Genomic DNA, 19,069 nt, shown 5'->3' with positions numbered 1-19,069 from the left:
CTGCGGATACGGGCAACGACCGACGATGCCACCCGTCGGTGCGGGTGGTCGCGGTGCGGCGGGAGTTGGTTGAGGCCACCGCCGGTGCAGCGTACCCATGCGCCCGACATTCAGGTCCTACCCACCAACCAGGCACCGCAACCCGACGCCCGAACGGTTGTGAGCGCCAGCGATCCCAGTCCGGCCGGCGGTGTTCGTCAGCCCAGCTGATGGGTGTGCTCTGTCGGGGCGGGCTGCGGTTGCTGTTGCCAGGGATCACCGGAGGCGCCGGCGGCGAGGTGCTTTTCGTAGCTGGCCACTTTGGCGTTGATGAGTTCGAGGCAGTCGTGCAGCTGCGTGACCTGATCGGTGATGTAGCGCTGGTGTTCGCGGAGCAACTTGAGCCGCTCGGCCTCGTTGCCGCTGCCCTCGCGAACGAGCTGGGCCAGGCGGCTGATCCTGGTGAGGGGCATTCCGGAGGCACGGAACTTCACGCAGTTCGCCAGCCACTCGACGTTCCAGGCGCTGTAGACCCGCCTGCCGGACCCGTCGCGCCGCACCTCGCTGGCTAACAAGCCCTCACGCTCGTAGAGCCGTAGGGTGTGCACGCTCAACCCGGTGCGCTGCGCCACCTGCCCGATGCTCAGGCCGCCGTCCGCCATGGCGTCGACGGTAGTCATTGACCTAGACCTCGGTCTAGCACCTAGCGTCCGCAGCATGACCAGCGACACGACCCACACCAGGTTCGGTGCCCACAGTACGGCCGGAGACGTCCTCGCCGGGATCGACCTCACCGGAAAGACCGCCCTCGTCACGGGCGGCTACTCCGGCCTCGGTCTCGCCACGACCCGCGCGCTCACCCGAGCTGGGGCTCGGGTGGTCGTCCCAGCTTTCCGGCCGGACGCAGCCCAGCAGGCACTCGCCGAAGTACCCGGGATCGAGGTCGACCAGCTCGATCTCGCCGACCCTCCCTCCGTCCGTGCCTTCGCCGTACGGTTCCTCCGCAGCCATCCCGCCCTCGACATCCTGATCGCGAGCGCCGGCATCATGGCCTGCCCGGAAACCCGAGTTGGACCCGGCTGGGAAGGGCACTTCGCGACCAACCACCTCGGCCACTACGCGCTGACGAACCTGCTGTGGCCCGCGCTCACCGCCCCCGACACGGCTCGTGTCGTCTCGGTGGCCTCCGGTCGCAACCCGGCGTGGCGTATCCGATGGGACGACGTGCAGTTCGAGCGCGGGTACGACAAGTGGGAGGCATACACCCAGTCGAAGCTCGCGAACATCCTGTTCGCCCGCCACCTCGACCTGCTCGGCAGGCCGCACCGCGTCCGCGCCTTCTCCGTCAACCCCGGCTGGATCCTCACTCCCCTGCAACGGCACCTCGCAGTCGAGGAGATGGTCGCCGCCGGCTGGATCGACGCCGACGGCACTCCCGCGCCGGGCCTGTTCAAGACCGTCGAGCAAGGCTCAGCGACCCAGGTCTGGGCCGCCACGTCACCCCACCTCGACGCGAACGGCGGCGACTACTGCGTGGACTGCCACATCACCGACGACAGCCCGCTGGACAGCAGCGAGGCAGCCCGCCTCTGGGCGCTGTCGGCGGAGCTGACCGGCCTCGATCTCATCGGGCGAGCCTGAGCGGTGTCGCGGCCACCAACCTCAACCCTGAAGCGCCGCAGTCAGCAGTTCGCCCCCGCCTGAGCCAGACGCGGCCCCGCAGCACCGTGAATCGCGGTGCTGCGGGTTTCGGAAGTCAGATCAGGGCTGTGGCGAGGGCGCGGAACGCGTCGGCGGGGAACGTCGTGTCGTCGCCGCCGTTGAGCACCTGGATCGCCACCTCGTCCGCGCCGGCCTGGTAGTGCCTCTCCAACCCGGCCACCACCTTCTCGACGCTGCCCCACGGGATCAGGGCGTCGACGAGGCGGTCACTGCCGCCGCTGGCGAAGTCCTCGTCGGTCCAGCCGAATCGCCGCAGGTTGTTGGTGTAGTTCGGCAGTGCGAGGTACCCGCTCGTGTACTGGCGGGCGGTGGCGCGCGCGGTGGTGGCATCTGCGTCGAGGACCACCGCCACCTCGGGGGCGAGCAGCCGGTCGGGTCCGATTGCCGCCCGGGCTTCCGCGGTGTGCTCGGCAGGGACGAAGTACGGGTGCGCCCCGGTTGAGCGGTCGCGGGAGAGTTCGAGCATCCGCGGGCCCAGTGCCGCCAGGATGCGCCGCTCGGGCGGAAGCCCGGCCGCGTCGAGGCCGTCGAGGTACTGCACCATCCGTGAGTACGGCTTGCGATAGTCGGTGCCGCTGCTTTCCACCACCACCGCGTGGCTGGCGCCGAGACCGAGCAGGAACCGGCCGGGATGGGTCTGCTCCGCGTCCTTGGCGAACGCCGCCGCCTCGGGTGGCGACGAGTGCCAGATGCTCAGGATTCCGGTCGCGACCCCGATGCGCGTGGTCCCGTCCAGGATCTCCCGGAAGCGGGGAGCGACGTTCTCACCGAAACCACCGGAGAACCAGATTCGTGAGTAGCCCAGGTCCTCCAACTCTGTCGCGGCGTCGATGGCCGCGCCCTGACTCTCGCTAGCAAGGAAGAATGGTTGCCATACGCTGACGAGTCGTTGTGCCATACCGCAACCCTACGACCGATCGGCCGCTGACCGCGTCAGCTTGCGCTCCCCAAGCCCGACGTGAACAGGCCGCCGGCAGAGTCGGTGGTGCCAGAACCGAGCCGATCCACGGTAGCCTCGCGGCGTGGTTTCAACCTGGTCGATGACCCTGCGGCTCAGCCTGATGTGGATATCGACTGTGCTCCTGCTTGTGCTGTTTGCGCACGGACTGCGTGTCGAGTACCTGCCGATCGAGGCGCTCACCGGCAGCGTCTGGGCGGCGCTCCTCGGCACGGGGGCAATCCTGTCGAGCAGGTTGGCCAGGTGGGGGCACGGCAAGAGTGCCACTGTGCTGCTGTGCGTGGCGGCCCTGGTTGCCTGCGATGTGGCGGTCGTCGTCGATAGTGTGTTGATCTACGACGTGGCCGGTTATTGGACGCTCAACGGTGGTGTCGGCCTGCCGTACTCATACGCGCCGTTGTGGTATCCGGCCTCGCTGCTGCCGTGGTTCGATGTCTTCGGCAGCGACCAGACGGCCATCACAGCGGGCGATGTCGAGTGGCAGGCGGAGCACGTCGCTCCTGTGGCCGTGGTGTTGACCATCGCGTCGGCCCTCTTCATCGCCGTCGTGGCGAGGGCGCTGTTCGGGGGTTGGCAGGCCAGCCCGCAGCGTCGGCTGGTACGCACCGATCCCTAATTCAGGGCGTCAGGCCGGCCTGGATCGCCAGGATGGCGGCCCGTACGCGATCGCGGCTGCCGGTCTTGGCCAGCACGTTGGTCACGTGGGTCTTGACGGTGCTCATGGACAGGTAGAGACGTTCGGCGATCTCGTTGTTGTTGAGTCCGGCGCCGATCAGGGCGAGCACGTCGGTCTCCCGAGCGGTCAGCTGGTAGGCCGCCAACTCCACGCGGGTGGCCGGGCCGGTCGCGCGGACCCGATCGAGTACGGCGCCGGTGACCTCGGCGGAGAGGACCGCCTCGCCGGCCGCGACGGTGCGCACCGCGGCGATCAGGTCACGGGCGCTGGACCGTTTGAGCAGGAACCCGCGGGCGCCGGCGGCGATGGCGTCCAGGACGTAGGCGTCGTCGTCGAAGGTGGTGACGACGATGACGGCCGGGGCGTGCGGGATCGTGGCCAGCTCGCGGGTGGCTTGCAGGCCGTCGAGCACCGGCATGCGGATGTCGACGAGGGCGACGTCGATGCGGGAGTCGCGACGTACGGCGTCGAGGAACTGCCTGCCGTCGGCCGCCTCGGCCGCGACCTGGATGTCGGGTTGGGACCGCAGGATCAGGCTGAAGCCGTCTCGGACCAGCTCCTGGTCGTCGGCGATAGCGACGCGGATCATTTGTCCGCCACCGGCAGGTTGGCCTGCACCACGGTGCCGCCGCCGGGGCGCTGGCTCAGCTCCCAGCTCCCGCCGCGCGCGGAAACGCGCTCCCCGATGCCGAGCAGGCCCGAGCCGCTCGTGGGTGCGCGGGGCGGCCCGATGCCGTCGTCGCTGATCCGCAGGCGGGCGTGGTCGCCGACGCGGGCCAGTTCGACCCAGGCCGCCGTGGCTTTCGCGTGGCGGGCGATGTTGGTGAGAGCCTCCTGGGCGATGCGGTAGGCGGTCAACACACCGATCTCGTCCAGGCCCGGCTCGGGGTCCAGCTGGACCCGCACCGTCACGCCCTGCTGGCGCAGCGGCTGGGCGAGCAGCTCGTCGATGTCGGACAGGCGCGGTGGCGCGCTCACCGCTATCGACGCGTCCGGATCGCGCAGGTGCACGACGAGCGTGTCCAGCTCGCTCAGCGCGGTGCGGCCACTGCCCGCGATCGCCCGCAGCGCCGCCCCCGGGTCGTCACTGAGCTGGCCCGCCTCGGCCTGCACCACCATCGCTGTGACGTGGTGGCCGACCACGTCATGCAGTTCGCGGGCCAGGTTGGTGCGCTGTTCGAGCCAGGCGGCCTGGCCGCGCAGGTCGTCTGTCTCCCGGGTCAGGGCGCGACCGTGTGACCACGATCGCAACAGGATCGCCAGGAGATAGCCGGCCGTCACGAAGAAGAACGGCTGCTCGTACAGCCCTCGTCCGTTGAGCAGCGCGGTGGTGAGGGCACCCGCCGCGCCGACCAAGCCACCCACCCACCCCAGCCACGGGTGGCGGGCCGGGTCCTCGCAGACCGAGACGAACACCAGGCCGGCGGCCGCGAGGCCCAACTGCACCGACTCGCCGGTGCTCACGATCGCCACGAATCCCGCGCAGACCGCGAAGACCAGGGTTCGGTAGCGGGGGCGCAGCGCCGTGGCCCCGAGGCCGACCGGCAGCACCAGCCACGCCCAACCCGACGGCACGGACACGCCGTCCTCGACGGTGGTGACCACCGCGGCGATGATCAAGACCACCGCAGCGTACGCGAGCCGGCGCACTCGCTCGGGGTCGCGCAACCGTTCGCGGATTCCAGTCGTCACCCGCACAGTCTCCGTGACCAGCCGGAAGACCGGCCAGTACCCAGGTACCGGATCGGCCGGCACCCCGGTACCGCCCTCGGGACCAGATCGGCACCCCGGCACGTTCCGCGAAAACGCCCGCCGGACGACTCTGCGGAGGTGACTCTCGTCGACTCCCGCGCCGCCATCACCGTCGGCCCGCTTCGTACGGTTCCCAATTACATCACCGCCGTTCGCACGGTCGCCGCTGTCACCGTCGGTATCGTCGCCCTCGTCTTCGGGTCGGTGGCATTGATGGCGGTATCGTACGGTATCTACTGGATCGGTGACGTGCTCGACGGCTGGGCCGCCCGCCGGCTCGGACAGGAGACCCGGGCCGGGGCCGTCTTCGACATCGTGAGCGACCGAGCGTGCACCGCCGTACTCTGCGTGGGCCTGGTCTCCCTCGTGCCGGACGTCGCGGTCGTGGCAGTGGTCTTCCTGCTCTCGTTCCTGGTGCTGGACACCATGCTGTCGCTGGCGTTCCTGTGCTGGCCGGTGCTGAGCCCCAACTACTTTCACCTGATCGACCGGCGGGTGTGGGCGTTGAACTGGTCGCCAGCGGCCAAGGTCGCCAACACCGCCGGGGTCATCGGCGCCATCGCCTTCGGGCAGTACCTCCTCGCGCTGGGCGTCGCCGTCGCCGTCGTCGCAGTGAAGCTGTGGTCGGTCGCAGCGGTGGTCCGGCTGCTCGAACGGGACGGCCGGGCATGAGCAGCCTCGCCGAGACCGTGGTGGCGCTCGGCTACGGTGTCGCCTCGGCGCTCGTCCCGATCGTCAACGCCGAGGCCTACGCCGTGGTCGCCGGGCAGCGTGGCGGCGGCCATGCTCTCGTCGCCGTGGTGGTCGCCCTGGCGCTCGGGCAGACCGTCGGCAAGCTGCTGCTGTTCGAGTCGGCGCGTCGCGGGTCGGGGCGACTGGCCCAGAAGGTCGCGAAACGGGGAAAGTCAGGTCGCGCGGCGGCTCGGGCCGCGCGGTGGACCGAGCCGATCCGACGCTGGCTCTCCCGCCGCCGCACCGCCCTGCCGACCGTGCTGGCCTCCGCTGCGGTCGGGGTTCCACCGCTGGCCGTCGTCAGCCTCGCCGCCGGCACCGCGGGCCTTCGACGCTGGGAGTTCGCCGTCGCCTGCCTCTCCGGGCGGGTGATCCGTTTCGCCCTGCTCGTCCTGCCAGCGGTGCTGGCCTGACCCCGGCTCAGAGAAGCCGACCGTCGTGGGCGAGCAGGGCGATCTGGGTGCGGTTGTCGAGATCCAGCTTGGTCAGGATGTGCGAGACGTGGGCCTTCACCGTCGTCACGCTCATCAGCAGCTCGCTGGCGATCTCGGCGTTCGAGCGACCCTGCGCGATGGCCAGCACGACGTCGCGTTCCCGGGGTGTGAGCACTGCCAGCCGCTCGTGCGCCTGCTCGTAGGACTCGGCCCCCGACGCGACCCGCTGCATGAGGCGGCGCGTCACGCCCGGAGACAGCATCGGGTTGCCGGCCGCCACTGCTCGGACCGCCTGACTGATCTGCTCGGGCGGGGTGTCCTTGAGCAGGAAGCCGCTCGCGCCGGCTCGGAGGGCTCGCACCACGTGCTCGTCGGTGTCGAACGTGGTGAGCACGATGATCTCGGGTGGCCGGTGGCGGCGGCGCAGGCGCTCGGTGGCGGTGATGCCGTTGACGCCGGGCATCCTGATGTCCATCAGCACCACGTCGGGCAGGTGCCGGTCCACCGCCGTGATCGCCGTGGCGCCGTCGGCGGCCTCGCCCACCACGACGATCCCGTCGGCGCCGTCGAGCATCAGCGTGAGCATTCCCCGGACGAGGGGATCGTCGTCGACGATGACGACCCGGATCGGACCCGTCACGTCGGCCACGGCAGCCACGCGGTGAGGTGGAACCGGCCTGCGGCGTCGACGTGGTGGGCGACCCGACCGCCGGTGAGCGCAGCCCGTTCGGCGAGGCCGATCAGGCCGGTACCGGCGCTGTCGGTGGCACCGCTGTCGGGCGTGGTCGGGTTGCTCACCGCGATGCTCAGGCCGGAGCCGGGCGCGCCGCCGAGCACCAGCCGGACCGGTTGGCCGGCGGCGTGCTTGCGGGCGTTGGTCAGTGCCTCCTGTGCGATCCGGTACGCGGTGCGGCCGACCGCCGGGGGGATCTCGGCCGGCGGGCCGAGCGGGTCGTCGACCTCGATCTGCTGCCCGGCGGCCCGCGCCTCGTCGACCAGGCGCGGCAGGTCGGCGAGGGTCTGCCCGGGTGGTGCGTCGGTCGGCGACTCGGTGTCGTCGCTGCGCAGCAGGGTGATGACCTCGCGCAGTTCGTCGAGGGCGTGGTGTGCGCTGGCCCGGATCACCCCGGCGGCGGCGCTGAGCCGCTCGGGCGGCGCGTCCGGCCGGTACTCCATCGCGCCGGCGGCCGCCGCCAGCAGGGAGAGCCGATGGGCCAGCACGTCGTGCATCTCCCGCGCGATCCGGCTGCGCTCCGCCGCCCGCGCCTCGCCGACCCGTCGTTCCTGCTCCTGCTCGGCGCGCCGGGCCCGGTCCCGCAGCGCCACCAGCAGGGCGTTGCGGGCCTGTGCCCAGGTGCCCCAGCCGAGCAGGGCCGCGTAGGCGATCGTCATCAGCACCAGCCGCCACCCGTACGGCAGGCTGGGCACCGGCCGCCAGAGCGCCTGCATCGCCTCGCCCGCCACGCCGACCGCCGCCACCGCCGCCGCCTGCCGAAACGGCCTGTTGCGGGCGATGAACAGCACCGCGAAGCTGGCCACCGGCGTGGCCACCGGAGACAGCGCGACGAGCAGGCCGGCCAGCACGCCACCGATCGGCGGGCGGCGGACGACCACCGGTACGAGGGCCAGGGCGGCCACCGCCAGCCCGACGTCGACGCCGACCAGGCCGGCGGAGTCGGACCGGGTGGCGGACCACAGCATGGTCGCGACGAGGACGCCGATCGCCACTGTCGTCACTACCACCGGGACGGAACGCCACGTCCGCGGCGGCTTGACCTCGCACGTCGCCGCATCCACATGCCGCACGCTACTGGGATCGCGGCCGGCCGGACCACCTCCTTTGGTAGTACGCCGAGCCGCCGGCGGACGTACCCGCCGTGGCGTCTGGACCGACGTGCCCGACCCGGCCCGGTCCGCAGACTCAAGCCATGACGAACAATCTCCTCCTGGGACGGGCCGCGGTGGCGGCCGGCGCGATAGTGGTGGCGGTGGCCGAGTTCGCGCTCCTGCACTCGGCGGCCGGAGTCGACCTGGCGGTCAGGTCCGCGAACTCGACCCGGCAGATCACGGTGACCGCTGTCATCGTGGCCGCCGCGGTCGCGGCACTGGCCGGCTGGGCGCTGCTCGCGGTGCTGGAACGCCGCACCGACCGCTCCCGCGTCTGGTGGACCTCGATCGCTGTTGTCGTCCTGCTGTTGTCGCTCGTGGTCGGGCCACCGAGTGGCGTCGGCGGGGGAGCGAAGGCGACCCTCGCGCTGCTGCACCTGAGCGTCGGCGTCATCCTCATCCTCGGCCTGCCCCGGCCTCGTCCGGAAGGGGCGAACCGATGACGACGCTGACCGTACGCAAACAGGACGGGGCCTTCGTCCTCGACTCCGGGGCGCGCGCCTCGCTGCGGACCGGCTGGACCTGGCGGTGCGGCGAGATCCGCACCAGCACCGGCCGCTGGACTGTCGCACCGACCGACCGCCGACGCATCGGGTTCGCCTCCCAGGGCGAGCACGGCGTGCCGGTACGGCTCGACCCGCGCCGGTCGCACGTGCCGGGGCCCGGCGGGATGGCCCGCTGGGCGCCCGGTCGATGCGGCGGTGAGCTGGTACGCGACGGGCACCGCCTCGCGGTACGCCTCCCCGGCCGGCGCGGCGGGCCGATCCGTGTCGACGTCACCGGCGAGTGGGCCGAGCTGGAGTTGGTGGTGCTCACCGCCTGTTTCGCGCTGATGAGTCAGCGGCGGCGACGCACCCTGATCGTGATGGCGGTCGTCAGCGCGGGCAGCGGGTGAGCGCCCGCCGCCAGATGGTCCCGCGTCGCTACGACTCGTCGGCGTCACGCTGGGCGCGTACCGGAAGATTTTCCGACCGCAGGCGAGTCGGACCGGCGCGTAGCCGGGGGACTGGTTGGTGGAACGGCGACGACGCGGCCGCGACGCGCGTCCACGGCGAGCAGCGTGAGGGCGGCCAGCGCCAGCAACCCGCCCGCGAGCGCCAGGGGGCGTGCCCCCGAGGTGGGCAGGAGGGCCCCGCCGAGCAGTGATCCGCCGGCGATGCCCGCGTTGAAGGCGGTGCTGACCCCGGCCGACGCGATGTCGGTGCTGCCCGGGGCCAGTTGCAGCATCCGGTTCTGCACGGCGGAGCCGAACGCCGCGTACGCGAGGCCGATCCCGGCGAGAAGCGCGACCACGCCCGGCTTGAGCGCGCCGAGCGCGTACAGCCCGAGCAGCGAGGCCGTGCCGATGGCCAGCGGCGTCAGCAGCGAAGCGATCGGTCGGGTGTCCAGGGTCCGGGCCGCGACCAGGGTGCCGACGACGCCGGCCGCCCCGGAGACGAACAGCAACGGCGCCAGCACCGCGTCGGCGAAGCCGCTGACGTCGAGCAGGAACGGTGTCACGTAGGTCTGCAGGGTCATGAAGCCGCCGATGCCGAGGGCGGTGGCGATCAGCAGGACGGCGAAGCGCCGGCCGTCCGGTGCGCTGCCCCGGGCGGCGCCGCCGGAGGCCGGGGGATAGGAGGGGAGAAGGAGCACCACCGCGGCGGCGATCGCCACACCGATCCCGGCCAGCACGGCGAACGCCGCGCGCCAGCCGGCTTGCTGCCCGAGCCAGGTGCCGAGGGGTACGCCGAGCACCGGGGCGAGCGTCGCCCCGGTCGCGAACAGCGCCACCGCCCGACCGCGCACCGCGACCGGGAACGGTCCGATCACTGTCGCCGTGGCGACGGACCAGAACAGCGCCTGGGCGAGGGCGGTCACCAGGCGGGAGCCGGCCAGCACGGCATACGTCGGCGCGAGCGCGGCGGCGGCGTTCGCGGCGGCGAACAGGAGCATCGTGACGCCGAGCAAGTGCCGGCGGGGGACGCGCTGAGTCAGTCGGGTCAGCGGCACGGACGCCAGCACCACCACCACGGCGTACCCACTGACCAGCAGACCCACCTGTGAGCGGGACCGGTCCAGATCGGGTGCCATGCGGGTCAGCAGACCGACGGGCAGCAGCTCGGTCGTGATGAACGCGAACGCGGCGAGGGAGAGCGTGACCAGCACGGCCCTGGCCCTTCGCGGCGACACCTCCGGTGCCATGGCCCACCCCCCCCCATTCCAGTGGGTCACCGTAATCGAGGGCCCGACCCCCGCTCCGCGCGCGGGTCTCGGCTGCCGTCGAACCGGTCGGCTGGCCGGCCCGGTCGCGGCGGTCGGCGGCCAGCCCTGTGATCAGGATCGCGTGCGGAACGGGGCCAGGACGGCGCGGATCTGATCGGCCGCACCCCAGTCGTCGTCGAACTGGGCCAGCACGGCGAGGTGTTGTCGCAGCTGGATGACCGGCATCCGAGCCTCCCAGTCGGCGTCGAGCGAGGTCAGCTCGGCGTAGACCTCGAACATCCGTCGTGCCTCGGGCGGAGGCGAGGTGGACCACACGTGCGCGAGGTCGACCTCGGCCCACACGTACGACACGGCCGGGTCGATCAGCGCCGGCTCTCCATCCGCTGTGGCCAGGACGTTCTGTGCCCACAGGTCGCCGTGCGTCAGACACGCCGGACGCTCCGGCAGCAGGTCGGGCAGGCGGTCGCAGAGCCGTTCCAGCGCCGAACGGTCTTGGGCGTCGAGCGCCGCCTCGACGCGGGGCTCGTCGAGCCAACGCAGCAGCCGGTGCTCTGCGAAGAAGGCGAAGCCGTCGTCGTTCCACGTGTTGACCTGGCGGCGACGGCCCAGCCAGTTGTCGTGGTGCCAGCCGAAACGGGGATGGGTCGTATTCAGGTGCAGGCGGGCGAGCAGATGTGCGAACTGCTCCCAGAAGGCCTCGCTGCGCGGCCTCTCGCTCAACACCGACAACACCAGGACGTCCCGATCCGCCAGGATCACCTCGGGTGTCGCCACACCGCCCAGCTCGCGCAGCGCGGCCAGCCCTTCGGCCTCGGCCGCGAAGACGTCGTCGGCCGGCCGGTCGGCGAACGCCTTGACGAACACCGGCGAGGCATCCCGGCGGGTGGCGATGCCCGCGAGAGCCGCGAGCCCGCCGGTCACCGGCTGCACCGTGACGACCTCGCGCATACCGGCCAGGTGCAGACGCTCCAGCAGGGTCACGCGCGCTCCTCAAGTCCGGCGTACGAGGTCGCCCGATCCTATGCGGCTGGTCACGGCTCGCCCTGCCGGCGACATCAAGACCTACCTCGCCCTCGCCTCCTACTGCTCCGAGGAACCGCTCGATCTGATCCGGGAGGTCTCTCGTACCGTCACGAGCCCCACCGGTTGACCGGAGTTGATCCACCGGTGGGCGCGGTCGAGAATCGACGTCGTGGATATGCACCAGGACTGGGTCTCGCTGCTGAGCGGACTTGACCGGCAGGTGTCGTCCGGGCGGCTCTCACCGGACACGGCGGCGTTGCCCGAGCTGATGAGCAGCTACGACGTGCCGGGGGTCAGCATCGCCGTCGGCCACGTGAGCGGGCAGGTGTGGGCGGCCGGGTTTGGCGTCATGGCGGTCGGGACGTCGACTCCGGTGACCGCGAGCACCGCCTTCGCGGCCTGTTCGATCAGTAAACATGTCGCGGCGGTCGGCGCGCTGCGACTGGTCCAGGTCGGTGTCCTCGATCTCGACGCCGACATCGGCGAGTACCTCACCTCGTGGCACCTGCCCGGCCGTGACGGCCAGCAGGGAGTCACGGTACGACAGCTGCTGGCGCACACCGCCGGACTCTCCGACACCTGGTACCGCGGCTACCCCGCAGATCGCGCCCCGTCGCTGTTGCAGGTCCTGGAAGGCAGCGGCGCGACGACCACTCCACCGGTCCGACCGACAGTGTTACCGGGTAGCCGCTTCCGGTATTCGGGCAGCCACTACTCGGTGCTCCAGCAGCTGATGGTGGACGCGACCGGAACTCCGTTCGAGGACCTCCTGCGAACTCTGGTGCTGGAACCGCTGGCCATGGCCGACAGCAGCTTCGACCAGCAGTTTCCCCACCAGCGACCGGGTCAGGTGGCGCATGGCCACCACGGCGGCGGCACCAGGATTCCGGGCGGCTGGCGAACGCAACCGGAGCTGGCCGCCGCCGGACTGTGGAGCACCCCGACCGACCTGCTCCGGCTCGACCTCGAAATCGCCCGAGCCGTCTCGGGACGTTCGAAGCTGCTCGACCGCGACCTGGCCACCCAGATGTGCGCACCGCAGATCCCTGGCGGCAGCTACGGGCTCGGCACCGAACTCGACGACCGCGCCGAGCGTCGACGTTTCGGACACACCGGGTCGAACGTCGGTTATACCTGTTTCTCCTACGTGTGGCCCGACAGCGGCGCCGCGGTAGCGGCGATGACCAACTCCGAGGATGGCTGGGAGCTGCTGGTCAGCATCCGCGCCGCCGCGGACCGTCGCTACGCCACCACCAGAGTCACCGCCGCGCCGCCTGCCAACGTCACGGGCCGCTACGTTCTGCGCGACGACTACCCGATCGACGTCGCACTCACCGACGGTCAACTGACCTTCGCCGCCTCGACCCAGCAACCGGTTGTCCTCCTGGCGGACCCGGACGGTAGCTACCGGCACCCGGACCTCGATCTGGAGGTTCGGTTCGTCCGGACCGACGACCAGCCCCACGTCCTCGAACTGCGCCAGGAAGGGGCCACGCAGACCGCGAGGCCAGTAACGGGGCAACCGGAGTAGCCAGGTCTGTCAGGGTCGGTTGTGGACGAACCACGCGTCACCGGCCGGTAGGGCGACGGCGACCTCCCACTGGCTCAGTTCGAGGTCCGGAGCGAGCGCCTTGAGCTGACCGGCGGCGGCCCACGCCTCGTCACCCGGCGTCGGGCGACGACCCACCTGGAACTGGAGCATCGTGCCCCACGATGCGACAAGGCGGGCGTCCCACCGGTGCCGCCACTGCGTCAGCACCTCGGCGAGCCGCTGGCGGTCCTCCTCGGTGAGCGCACCGTAGAAGTCCACCCAGTACGCCGACCCGCGGACGTCGCTGGTGGGCAGCAACATAAGCAGGACGCTGTCCGGCGTGTACCAGTACTCGGTCTGCGTCACGAGCCGCACGTTGCCACGCACCTGGGCGTGCAGGTCGGCGTCGGCGAGCAGCCGGTCGTACAGCGCCCGCTCCAGCACCGGCAGTGGTGTGGGCAGCACCACGTCCGGCACCAGGGCGGTCAGGTCGACGCCGGTCGTGCCACGCGCGCAGAACTCGATCTCGTCCGCGTCGACCTGTTGGTCCTCGCTGTAGTGGCGGTAGGACAGCCAGGGGTCGGAAGACGCCGCCGCCTCGACGAACGCGCGCAGCTCCAACTCCGACGGACCCCGTTCGGGCTCGGACCGGATCGTCAGTGCGTCGTCGAAGTCGTCGGTGACCATGACGGGCCGGCGTCCGATGACCGGCACCAGCGCCTCGGCGGCCTGCCAGAACTCGTACAGACGGTCGGGGTCGACGTCGGCGACGAGGATGGTGCCCGACGGGCCGTGCCCGATCGGCAGGCCGGCCAGTGGCGTGCCCAGGAAAGCCGCTTCGATCTGATTGAGGTCGTCTCGCACGCCGACAGCTTTGCCGATCATCCGAAGTGGTCGGCCAGCTTCGTCAGCTTGCTGACATACGCCGGCCAGTCGTAGTCGTCGGGGATGTTGCTGTTGTTCCGCCGGAGGCCGACCGCCGTGTCGTGCTGTTCGCGCATGATGTCCGCGTGCCCGGCGTGCCGGGCCAGATCGCAGGTCACGTGGATGATGATCCGCTGTAGCGTCACGTCCTGCCGACCTGGTCGCCACCACGGCACCTGCCCCGGCGCGTCGAGCGGTAGCTCGTCGATCGTCTGGTCGGCGAACGCGCCGACTCGGCGATACAGGTCGATCAGGCCGTCCTTCGTCTCGTCCTCACGGGCGTACCAGTCTGCCTGCGGGTCCTCGTCGAACGCTGCCATGGGGACCAGCTCGTCAGGCGTCGGGAACTCGCGACCGAAGGTGGGCCCGAAGTAGCCCGCTTCGACATTGAGGCAATGCTTGAGCGCCCCCAGCAGGTTGTTCCCGGTCGCCGTGCGGGGCAGCCGGACCTCCCGTTCGCTGAGTCCGTCGAGCTTCCAGATGAGGTCTTCGCGGTTCTCCCGGAGGTAGTCGTGCAGCGCGGCCTTCGCATCGCTCAGATCAGCCATGCACGCCAGTCTTCCCTATCCGCCGTGCCTCGTTGGGCCGGTGCCGGGGCACCGGCCCAACGAACGACTCGATCTACCGGGGCGTCAGCTTCCGGTGCAACTCGCTGTGGTTCCGCTACCGCTGCCGGTGCCCTGGAAGCCGAAGCTGGTGGCCTGACCTGCGGCCAGTCGCCCGTTGTAGCTCTGGTTGGCGATAGTGATGGTCCCGCTGGTGCCGCTGCCGACCCCGTTCCAGAGCGAGCTGACCGACGCGCCGCTCGGCAGGGTGAGGGTGACCCGCCAGCCGGTCAGCGCCGTGGTTCCCGCGGTGACGCTGACGTTGGCGACGAATCCGCCGTTCCACTGATCCTGGACGGAGTAGACAGCGGTGCAGCCGGGGGTACCGGTCGGCGGCGGGGTGGTGGGCGGTGGGGTGGTGGGCGGCGGCGTGCCGTCGTCGAGCGTCAGGTTCTTCTGCTGGACGCTCCACTGGCTGCTGCACAGACCGCAGTCGGCGCCGACGAAGGTGCGGCCGGCGGTGGTGTCGCCCTTCAGGCGCCACTTGAGGTAGAGAGTCGCCACCCGGCCGAACTCGCCGCCGTTGGCCTGGTCGTAGGTGCCGCCATGCCCGACGTTCAGGTTGCCCATGAAGGCCGGCAGGCCGGCGGGCAGCTTGCCCCAGTCGTCAATGGCGTTCGGGTAGGCGATGTCGCTGGGCCCGCCGACGAAGTAGGCGATCGGCTTGGTCAGTCTCCTGAGCTGGTAGTCGTCGGCGTCGTTGAGCAGACCGCTGCTGAAGATGCCGGTCGTCGTGACGCGCGGGTCGTTCGAGACGGCGTACGCCTCCAGACCTCCGCAGGAGAAGCCCGCGACGGCGACCTTGCTCGTGTCGACCTTGTTGTAGTACTTGCTGCCCTGCCGGGAGTTCTCCGCGACCGCCCAGTCGATGGACTGGGTGAGCATCTGGGAGGTCGTGGAGCCGGATCCGTTCGGCGCGCCGTTGGCGATGGCGAGGAAGCCGTGGGAGGCGATCTCGCGCAGGAAGTTGCCCTGGGAGAGGCCGTTGGCCGAGCAGCCGCCGTTGCCCCAGACGACGATGGGCAGGCGTTCGGACGGGAGGGTCTGCGGCCGGAAGATGGTGTGGTTGGCCAGGGTGGCCGAGGTTTCGTAGTCGGCGGGATAGGGGCCGGAGCCGCCGATGGCGGCGGACGCCGGCGTCCCGCCGAGCGCCATGATCACGGAGGTGACCGGAACGATGGCAGCCGCCAGCCCCGCGTAGATCTTTGCTCGCCTTCTCATTGGATCCTCCAGGAACAGTCACGGTGGCGCTCCCAGCGGTGGCGGTGGTGTCACTCGCGCCTCGACGAGAGTGGTCAGCGCTGGCCACGGGTCTGGCCGACTTGGGCGCGTCGCGGCCTGGGCGGCGGCCGTGCCCTCGGTCGCCACTGCCCGCTCATTCAGCGCCGGCGACCGCCCGGCCGCGGTCCCTGCAGGCGCTCCGATGGGAGCTGTATGCAGTTACTATCATTGTCGCAACGAAAAGTGTCAATGTACTGCCGGCTCTGACCGGCCGCTACGTCGTCAACCGGCGAGTGGGCCGCTGCCGTGCCTTCCGCCAGTCGGCTCCGGCTGCGAGGGATCCCTCGACGCCTGGAAGTGGGTGATCCACGAGGCGGCATCCGGCCAGTGCGGAGTTGCCACCTCGACCAGACGCGCCTGAGCGAGCGAGCCGAGAGTGGTGTGGATGTCCAGGAAGGTCTCCCTGGCCTCCTGGCGAGGCCAGGACTCCGGCAGCAGGTGCGAGGGGAGGTCCGGGTCGACGTCGGCGAACTTCCGCCAGGAATCCATCGCGGAGGTCCGAGCCACCAGCGCCCGGGCCGGGTCCACCTTCCCGTCGTGCGCGGCTACCCGCAGCTCCGCGTACTGCTCGATGAAGCTCGAGTACGCGGAAGCGAGACCGGTCAGGTCGTACGCGGAGGCCGGCCCGTGTGGCCCTGCCTCCTCGTCGAACCGGGCGTGCAGGACCGACCATCGGGCGCCCTCGACGTGGTGCAGCAGCGCGCGCAGCGCCTCCCGCGCCGGCGCGACGTCGGATCCCGGCCGGATCCACACGCTGTCGTACAGGCCCACGAACCCCAGTGCGGTCAACGACCTGCGGAGCGCATGACGGGACGCCTGGCCGGCGTTCGGAACCGAGAAGGTGGCCAGCACCCAATCACCGGTCCAGGGCGCCGGGTGGGAGCCGAAGTTCAGGAAGTGCCGCATCCGGGAGCGGTGCTTGGCGATCGCCTGCGGGGTGAGGTGGTAGACCGGCGACCGGCCCTTCCTCCGCGTCGCGATGAGACCACGCTTGACCAGCCGGGACAGCGCGGCACGGGCGCTGGACTCGCTGATCCCGAACTCCCGCAGAATCGCGATGACCGCCGTCGACGGCAGGTCCGCGTCGGAGGAGTCGAGGTACTCGCCGAGAACTGTCGTCAACAGATGCTGCGGGCTCGACCCCGCCTGGGCCCGGGGCACTCGGACGTCGTCGGCGTTCACCTCATCAGACTGCCGCACCCGGACGCCCCTGGCTTGTGAGGTGGGGCGGGGCAAGGCGCCTTCCGGGGCGGGTGGAGGCACTATCGTTCTGGCGTGCACATCCGTTTTGACGTCCCCGCCGATCCCGCCTACCCGAGTCGGGTGGCCGCTGCGCTCGGCAACGTCCGGCTCCGCAGATTCGGTTACATCGGAGCGGTCCTGACGGCGGTCGGGGTCATCGGTCTCGTCGTCTCGCGGGGGTTCGGGTGGGGCGAGCGGAGTTCGCCGCTCTGGACCGCGCTGCTCGTGGCCGGCGTGCTGTCGATGCTGTACCGGCCGTGGGTGCTGGCGCGCGCCCGACGCCGTTCCGGTAGCTACGCCGTCGAGGGCGCCTACGACATCACCGATGACAACATCATGATGCGCAGCGGCTCGGAGTCCGGCGGCATCGCCTGGGACGGGGTTGCCCAGGTGCGGGACGCCGGGGATTTCTGGGTCGTGTACGTCGGCCGAATGCCCGCGACCGTGATCCCGCGCTGGCTGATGTCCGCCGAGGACGCCGAGACGTTGCGCGCCCACATGACCGAACGAGGGCTGCTGCCCCGTCGGTGAACTCGGCTGCCGCAGGCCGCGGGGGATCGGACTATGGCGTCCGAGTCGGTCGCGAAGGGGCACCGAGGACTACCTCGTACTGGTAGAGATCATCGTTGGTGCCGGTGTGTCGGAAGCCGGCACGTTCAAGGGTCCGCCGGGAGGCGACGTTGTCGCCGGTGGTCTCGGCGACGACGCGGGACAGTCCGTGTGCTGTCGCGAGGTCGAGCAGGGCGGCGAGCGCCTCCGCCGCGTAGCCGTTTCCCCGGGCTGACGGGGTGAGACCGTAACCGACCTCGATGCGTTCGTCCTCCGGCTGACCCTTGAAGCCGATTCCTCCGATGGCCTTGCCGTCGGCCGTGCGGGTGATCCGGTAGTGCCCGAACGGACGTCGGTCGCCGTAGGCGGCGGTGGCGGCGAGAAAGCCCCGCACGCCGAGGACGTCGCCGTCGAACGGGAAGTCCTCGGCCCAGTCGTCCCCGGCCCCGGCGCGCCGCCCGACGATGCGCTCACCCTCTGCGGTGTCGATGGGGTGCAGGCGCAGTCGCGGCGTACGAAGCTCGGTCACAGGCAACAGCGAAGCAGCCCTCAGGAAACAGCACAAGCCGATTTACGCGCCGGCACAGGCCGGCTTCGCGGAATCGAACCTCCGTGTCGGCATCCCCGCCCCTGACCGTCTGCGGCTACCTATCCTCGACGGGGATGCACCAATCCGAGTAATGGCCGTCGGCCCGACGGCTAACAGGAGGCCGTCATGAGCACCAAGGACCGACCCGAGGGGATCAGCCCCACAGCGGTGGAGTCAGCACCAGGGCTGTGGCGGATCGATCTGCAACGGCACGACCTCAGCATCCCTGGGCGAGAGGTCATTCAGACTCGGGTGGAGTTCACTCCGGATTCGCCAGCGTTCAAGCATTTCCACCCCGGCGAGGAAATCATCTGCGTTCTACAGGGAACGCTCGAATATCGGCTGGAGGGGCAGCCACCCGTGGTGTGCAATCCCGGCGACGCGCTCACTGTCCCGTACGGTGTGCACCACCAGGCCCGCAACGTTGGCGACGGTATCGCTGTCGAACTGGCCACGTACGTCGTCGAGAAGGGGAAACCACTTCTCACCAAGGTGGAGTGAGATCACCGCCGGCTGACGGCAACGGCCTGATCCACGCCGCACCGTTTACGCGATTGGCGCCTCGGGCAGAAGGCACACCATGGCGAACGAACGGGTCAGGTCTGTCGGCGGCTACACGATGCGGATCCTCGGCGTCGTCTTCATCGTCGGCGGGGCGTTCCTGCTCAAGCGCTCGGGCGCGGCGGCGACACCGAGGCCGCGCAGCACGCACTGACGTCTGCGGGGCTCATGGTCGCCGTGGTCGTCGCGGCGCTCGACCACGGCGACCGAACCCCAGGGCAGCAACGGGCCGTCCGCATCCTGGTCCCGGCGCTGGTGCTCGATGGACGGCTGCGGCGCCCGCGCCAAGGCCGCCCGCCACTACCACCGCCAGCGCGTCACCCCCTAGGCAGTGTCTTCAAAGGATCTTGGTGTCGGATGATGTAGGGCGTGGGTCGTCGCTATGAGTTGTCTGACGTCGAGTGGGATGCGCTGTCGCG

The 19,069-nt window shown here is 70.6% G+C and carries 25 protein-coding genes; 12 read left to right on the top strand and 13 right to left on the bottom strand.

Going from position 1 to position 19,069, the window contains the following annotated elements:
* Positions 1–197 precede the first annotated feature (197 nt).
* On the bottom strand, positions 198–659 hold the full coding sequence (locus FB453_RS33165; protein ID WP_486480584.1) for a MerR family transcriptional regulator: 462 nt from the start codon (positions 657–659) through the stop codon (positions 198–200).
* A gap of 37 nt (positions 660–696) precedes the next feature.
* On the opposite strand from FB453_RS33165, the gene FB453_RS33160 reads away from it, so the two are divergent.
* Positions 697–1,620 carry an SDR family NAD(P)-dependent oxidoreductase gene (locus FB453_RS33160; RefSeq protein WP_145796629.1) on the top strand — a complete coding sequence of 308 codons (924 nt, stop codon included), beginning with the start codon at positions 697–699 and terminating at the stop codon, positions 1,618–1,620.
* Between the two features lie 115 nt (positions 1,621–1,735).
* On the opposite strand, the gene FB453_RS33155 is transcribed toward FB453_RS33160, so the two are convergent.
* Positions 1,736–2,599, bottom strand: coding sequence for a TIGR03620 family F420-dependent LLM class oxidoreductase (locus tag FB453_RS33155; protein WP_145796627.1), 864 nt, complete (start codon positions 2,597–2,599; stop codon positions 1,736–1,738).
* 142 nt (positions 2,600–2,741) lie between these two features.
* Between FB453_RS33155 and FB453_RS33150 the strand changes: the two genes are divergently transcribed.
* Positions 2,742–3,275: a hypothetical protein gene (locus FB453_RS33150; RefSeq protein ID WP_145796625.1), complete on the top strand. Its 534-nt coding sequence runs from the start codon at positions 2,742–2,744 to the stop codon at positions 3,273–3,275.
* A 1-nt stretch (position 3,276) separates the two neighbouring features.
* Here the strand turns inward: FB453_RS33150 and FB453_RS33145 are convergent, their stop codons facing one another.
* Both FB453_RS33145 and FB453_RS33140 read right to left on the bottom strand, forming a co-directional pair.
* Positions 3,277–3,924, bottom strand: a complete 648-nt coding sequence (locus FB453_RS33145) for a response regulator transcription factor (RefSeq protein ID WP_112585182.1) — start codon at positions 3,922–3,924, stop codon at positions 3,277–3,279.
* The gene (locus FB453_RS33140) at positions 3,921–5,027 is read right to left on the bottom strand and encodes a sensor histidine kinase (protein WP_186718708.1); all 1,107 of its coding nucleotides are present in this window, start codon (positions 5,025–5,027) and stop codon (positions 3,921–3,923) included. Before FB453_RS33140 ends, FB453_RS33145 begins: the two co-directional genes overlap by 4 nt.
* Before the next feature lie 138 nt (positions 5,028–5,165).
* Between FB453_RS33140 and FB453_RS33135 the strand changes: the two genes are divergently transcribed.
* Positions 5,166–5,759: a CDP-alcohol phosphatidyltransferase family protein gene (locus tag FB453_RS33135; protein WP_145796722.1), complete on the top strand. Its 594-nt coding sequence runs from the start codon at positions 5,166–5,168 to the stop codon at positions 5,757–5,759.
* Positions 5,756–6,232, top strand: coding sequence for a VTT domain-containing protein (locus FB453_RS34555; protein WP_181541229.1), 477 nt, complete (start codon positions 5,756–5,758; stop codon positions 6,230–6,232). The genes FB453_RS33135 and FB453_RS34555 overlap by 4 nt, the downstream gene beginning before the upstream one ends.
* Positions 6,233–6,239: 7 nt before the next feature.
* On the opposite strand, the gene FB453_RS33125 is transcribed toward FB453_RS34555, so the two are convergent.
* Positions 6,240–6,902: a response regulator transcription factor gene (locus tag FB453_RS33125; RefSeq protein ID WP_145796621.1), complete on the bottom strand. Its 663-nt coding sequence runs from the start codon at positions 6,900–6,902 to the stop codon at positions 6,240–6,242.
* Positions 6,890–8,050, bottom strand: coding sequence for a sensor histidine kinase (locus FB453_RS33120; RefSeq protein ID WP_486480583.1), 1,161 nt, complete (start codon positions 8,048–8,050; stop codon positions 6,890–6,892). Before FB453_RS33120 ends, FB453_RS33125 begins: the two co-directional genes overlap by 13 nt.
* 131 nt (positions 8,051–8,181) lie before the next feature.
* Between FB453_RS33120 and FB453_RS33115 the strand changes: the two genes are divergently transcribed.
* Positions 8,182–8,583: a DUF6069 family protein gene (locus FB453_RS33115; RefSeq protein WP_145796620.1), complete on the top strand. Its 402-nt coding sequence runs from the start codon at positions 8,182–8,184 to the stop codon at positions 8,581–8,583.
* Entirely contained in the window at positions 8,580–9,035 is a 456-nt protein-coding gene (locus FB453_RS33110; protein WP_145796618.1) for a hypothetical protein, read from the top strand. Before FB453_RS33115 ends, FB453_RS33110 begins: the two co-directional genes overlap by 4 nt.
* Before the next feature lie 44 nt (positions 9,036–9,079).
* On the opposite strand, the gene FB453_RS33105 is transcribed toward FB453_RS33110, so the two are convergent.
* Positions 9,080–10,324, bottom strand: coding sequence for an MFS transporter (locus FB453_RS33105; RefSeq protein WP_145796616.1), 1,245 nt, complete (start codon positions 10,322–10,324; stop codon positions 9,080–9,082).
* 132 nt (positions 10,325–10,456) lie between these two features.
* Positions 10,457–11,326, bottom strand: a complete 870-nt coding sequence (locus FB453_RS33100; RefSeq protein ID WP_486480582.1) for a fructosamine kinase family protein — start codon at positions 11,324–11,326, stop codon at positions 10,457–10,459.
* Positions 11,327–11,366: 40 nt separating this feature from the next.
* Here FB453_RS33100 and FB453_RS35265 point away from each other — a divergent pair, with 40 nt between their 5' ends.
* Together FB453_RS35265 and FB453_RS33095 are read left to right on the top strand one after the other, a co-directional pair.
* The gene (locus FB453_RS35265) at positions 11,367–11,495 is read left to right on the top strand and encodes a hypothetical protein (protein WP_486480581.1); all 129 of its coding nucleotides are present in this window, start codon (positions 11,367–11,369) and stop codon (positions 11,493–11,495) included.
* A 48-nt stretch (positions 11,496–11,543) separates the two neighbouring features.
* Entirely contained in the window at positions 11,544–12,899 is a 1,356-nt protein-coding gene (locus tag FB453_RS33095; RefSeq protein WP_486480588.1) for a serine hydrolase domain-containing protein, read from the top strand.
* Between the two features lie 9 nt (positions 12,900–12,908).
* Here the strand turns inward: FB453_RS33095 and FB453_RS33090 are convergent, their stop codons facing one another.
* The 4 genes from FB453_RS33090 to FB453_RS33075 form a co-directional block, all read right to left on the bottom strand.
* Positions 12,909–13,763, bottom strand: a complete 855-nt coding sequence (locus FB453_RS33090) for a DUF4253 domain-containing protein (protein WP_186718707.1) — start codon at positions 13,761–13,763, stop codon at positions 12,909–12,911.
* 17 nt (positions 13,764–13,780) lie between these two features.
* Positions 13,781–14,371 (bottom strand): DinB family protein, encoded by a 591-nt coding sequence (locus FB453_RS33085; RefSeq protein ID WP_145796609.1) that lies wholly within the window; start codon positions 14,369–14,371, stop codon positions 13,781–13,783.
* An 84-nt stretch (positions 14,372–14,455) separates the two neighbouring features.
* Positions 14,456–15,649: a cellulose binding domain-containing protein gene (locus FB453_RS33080; protein WP_145796607.1), complete on the bottom strand. Its 1,194-nt coding sequence runs from the start codon at positions 15,647–15,649 to the stop codon at positions 14,456–14,458.
* A 282-nt stretch (positions 15,650–15,931) separates the two neighbouring features.
* Positions 15,932–16,891 carry a PaaX family transcriptional regulator C-terminal domain-containing protein gene (locus FB453_RS33075; protein WP_145796605.1) on the bottom strand — a complete coding sequence of 320 codons (960 nt, stop codon included), beginning with the start codon at positions 16,889–16,891 and terminating at the stop codon, positions 15,932–15,934.
* Positions 16,892–16,984: 93 nt separating this feature from the next.
* Between FB453_RS33075 and FB453_RS33070 the strand changes: the two genes are divergently transcribed.
* A complete protein-coding gene (locus FB453_RS33070) occupies positions 16,985–17,482 on the top strand; it encodes a YcxB family protein (RefSeq protein WP_145796603.1) in 498 nt (165 codons plus the stop codon).
* A gap of 31 nt (positions 17,483–17,513) precedes the next feature.
* Here FB453_RS33070 and FB453_RS33065 read toward each other — a convergent pair whose 3' ends face one another.
* Positions 17,514–18,029, bottom strand: a complete 516-nt coding sequence (locus FB453_RS33065; RefSeq protein ID WP_222431454.1) for a GNAT family N-acetyltransferase — start codon at positions 18,027–18,029, stop codon at positions 17,514–17,516.
* Positions 18,030–18,215: 186 nt separating this feature from the next.
* Between FB453_RS33065 and FB453_RS33060 the strand changes: the two genes are divergently transcribed.
* From FB453_RS33060 to FB453_RS35255, 3 genes are all read left to right on the top strand, one after another.
* Positions 18,216–18,590 (top strand): cupin domain-containing protein, encoded by a 375-nt coding sequence (locus tag FB453_RS33060; RefSeq protein WP_145796598.1) that lies wholly within the window; start codon positions 18,216–18,218, stop codon positions 18,588–18,590.
* A gap of 79 nt (positions 18,591–18,669) precedes the next feature.
* Positions 18,670–18,804 carry a hypothetical protein gene (locus FB453_RS35260; protein WP_486480580.1) on the top strand — a complete coding sequence of 45 codons (135 nt, stop codon included), beginning with the start codon at positions 18,670–18,672 and terminating at the stop codon, positions 18,802–18,804.
* A gap of 3 nt (positions 18,805–18,807) precedes the next feature.
* Complete coding sequence (locus FB453_RS35255; RefSeq protein WP_486480587.1) at positions 18,808–18,978, top strand: CGNR zinc finger domain-containing protein; 171 nt, start codon at positions 18,808–18,810, stop codon at positions 18,976–18,978.
* Positions 18,979–19,069: the final 91 nt, after the last annotated feature.

Source organism: Micromonospora sp. CNZ322 (assembly GCF_007827755.1).
Note: the sequence above shows the minus strand (reverse complement) of the source record. Positions and strands in the feature narration are given on the sequence as shown.

What these genes read in the sequence shown, in the direction of transcription:
- FB453_RS33150 (WP_145796625.1), top strand. Translation starts at nt 2,742, where the DNA reads ATGACCCTGCGGCTCAGCCTGATGTGGATATCGACTGTGCTCCTGCTT.
- FB453_RS35265 (WP_486480581.1), top strand. Translation starts at nt 11,367, where the DNA reads ATGCGGCTGGTCACGGCTCGCCCTGCCGGCGACATCAAGACCTACCTC.
- FB453_RS34555 (WP_181541229.1), top strand. Translation starts at nt 5,756, where the DNA reads ATGAGCAGCCTCGCCGAGACCGTGGTGGCGCTCGGCTACGGTGTCGCC.
- FB453_RS33160 (WP_145796629.1), top strand. Translation starts at nt 697, where the DNA reads ATGACCAGCGACACGACCCACACCAGGTTCGGTGCCCACAGTACGGCC.
- FB453_RS33165 (WP_486480584.1), bottom strand. Translation starts at nt 659, where the DNA reads ATGACTACCGTCGACGCCATGGCGGACGGCGGCCTGAGCATCGGGCAG.
- FB453_RS33145 (WP_112585182.1), bottom strand. Translation starts at nt 3,924, where the DNA reads ATGATCCGCGTCGCTATCGCCGACGACCAGGAGCTGGTCCGAGACGGC.
- FB453_RS33105 (WP_145796616.1), bottom strand. Translation starts at nt 10,324, where the DNA reads ATGGCACCGGAGGTGTCGCCGCGAAGGGCCAGGGCCGTGCTGGTCACG.
- FB453_RS33085 (WP_145796609.1), bottom strand. Translation starts at nt 14,371, where the DNA reads ATGGCTGATCTGAGCGATGCGAAGGCCGCGCTGCACGACTACCTCCGG.
- FB453_RS33080 (WP_145796607.1), bottom strand. Translation starts at nt 15,649, where the DNA reads ATGAGAAGGCGAGCAAAGATCTACGCGGGGCTGGCGGCTGCCATCGTT.
- FB453_RS33095 (WP_486480588.1), top strand. Translation starts at nt 11,544, where the DNA reads ATGCACCAGGACTGGGTCTCGCTGCTGAGCGGACTTGACCGGCAGGTG.
- FB453_RS33060 (WP_145796598.1), top strand. Translation starts at nt 18,216, where the DNA reads ATGAGCACCAAGGACCGACCCGAGGGGATCAGCCCCACAGCGGTGGAG.
- FB453_RS33155 (WP_145796627.1), bottom strand. Translation starts at nt 2,599, where the DNA reads ATGGCACAACGACTCGTCAGCGTATGGCAACCATTCTTCCTTGCTAGC.
- FB453_RS33115 (WP_145796620.1), top strand. Translation starts at nt 8,182, where the DNA reads ATGACGAACAATCTCCTCCTGGGACGGGCCGCGGTGGCGGCCGGCGCG.
- FB453_RS33110 (WP_145796618.1), top strand. Translation starts at nt 8,580, where the DNA reads ATGACGACGCTGACCGTACGCAAACAGGACGGGGCCTTCGTCCTCGAC.
- FB453_RS35260 (WP_486480580.1), top strand. Translation starts at nt 18,670, where the DNA reads ATGGCGAACGAACGGGTCAGGTCTGTCGGCGGCTACACGATGCGGATC.